Annotated in this window: 1 protein-coding gene; it reads left to right on the forward strand. The window is 61.7% G+C overall.

Annotation, left to right across the window (positions count from 1 at the left end):
• Positions 1-67: 67 nt before the first annotated feature.
• On the forward strand, positions 68-877 hold the full coding sequence (locus AB4Y99_RS27705) for a rhamnan synthesis F family protein (RefSeq protein WP_465248684.1): 810 nt from the start codon (positions 68-70) through the stop codon (positions 875-877).
• Positions 878-1238: the final 361 nt, after the last annotated feature.

The following is a 1238-nucleotide window of genomic DNA, read 5'->3' on the forward strand; positions in this document are numbered from 1 at the left end:
GCCTCATAACCGCTCCCGCCGCTGGCGAGGCCAAGTTGCTCTTCGCGGCAGGGCCTTCGCCCGTCATGTGTTTCAGAAGATCGCGGGATTGACGGTTGGCGCCGTTTTTGTCTCCCGCTGGGGGCGATCCATTCGTCAGCATTTGGCTGATGCCGGGCCGAAGGCCGATTGGCCCAGGCTGCGGGCAGCGATCGTCGCGCATGTCTACTACCCCGAACTSCTCGRCGACATTCTTGCTTGCCAGGACCTTCTGCCAGCAGGCACGCCMCTGCACATCACAGTGCCCCCGGAGCGCAGCCATCTCGTGCGCGAGGCGCTCGGCCGCCGTGAGCATGTCGTCGTCCATGAATATGAGAATCGCGGACGAGATATYGCTCCCTTCCTTTCCYTKCTRTCGTCGGGTGCGCTCGATGGCTACGACGCYGTGCTYAAGCTGCATACCAAGCGCAGCCCRCATCTGCTCGAYGGGGAAATCAGGCGCAGATTACTGCTGGACAGGCTYTGYGGCGAYTGGAACGCGCTRTGCCGYGCGCTCGCCGCCTTTGAGCGACCTTCAACRGCAATCGTTGGGTGGAGGCAGTGCTGGCGTGCGACRCCGTCCTACTGGATGGCGAACGAGGCGCGCGTTCRMKRCCTCGCCATSCGYATGGRCGTGGCCGCGGARGCGTTMCGCCTCGGCTTCTTCGARGGCTCGATGTTCTGGTTCAGGCCRGCYTCGCTGGCCGCCCTGCGGGAACTCGATCTCGAGCCCGAGGATTTCGAGCCCGAAGAACATCAGCTCGACGGAACATTGCATCATGCAGTCGAGCGCTGCTTCACGATCGCGGCCTGGGCGCGTGGATATTCGGTGCTCGATCTCAAAGGGAATGCTCTCTGATCGTCGAGCGCGTTTCGGGCATCCTTTCCCAGTGCCACTCAAGCAGCCGACGCAGGCTGGGCGGGATCTGCCATTTCCATCCGATGGCGCCTGCCAGAGCAAATATCGCCAGAACCCATGCGAGCTGGCTGATCCTCAGCAGAATGCGATAGCGTGCGGGCCGATTCATCTCACACCAAAGATCGCGCGCGGCAAGCGGTAGCGTCGCCTATCGCGCCTTCGAAGCAAGGCCAACCACGAAGGAGTAGGGAACCCGGGAGTAATTCTACGGATATGGAGATCAACTTTGTAAAAGGTCTCGGCAAGCAGCTTGCGATACCCGTCTTCTTTGCGGATGATTCGGCCCCGCTCATTATCGAGC

The organism is Allobosea sp. TAB14, from assembly GCF_052113865.1.
GTDB classification, from domain to species: domain Bacteria; phylum Pseudomonadota; class Alphaproteobacteria; order Rhizobiales; family Beijerinckiaceae; genus Allobosea; species Allobosea spartocytisi.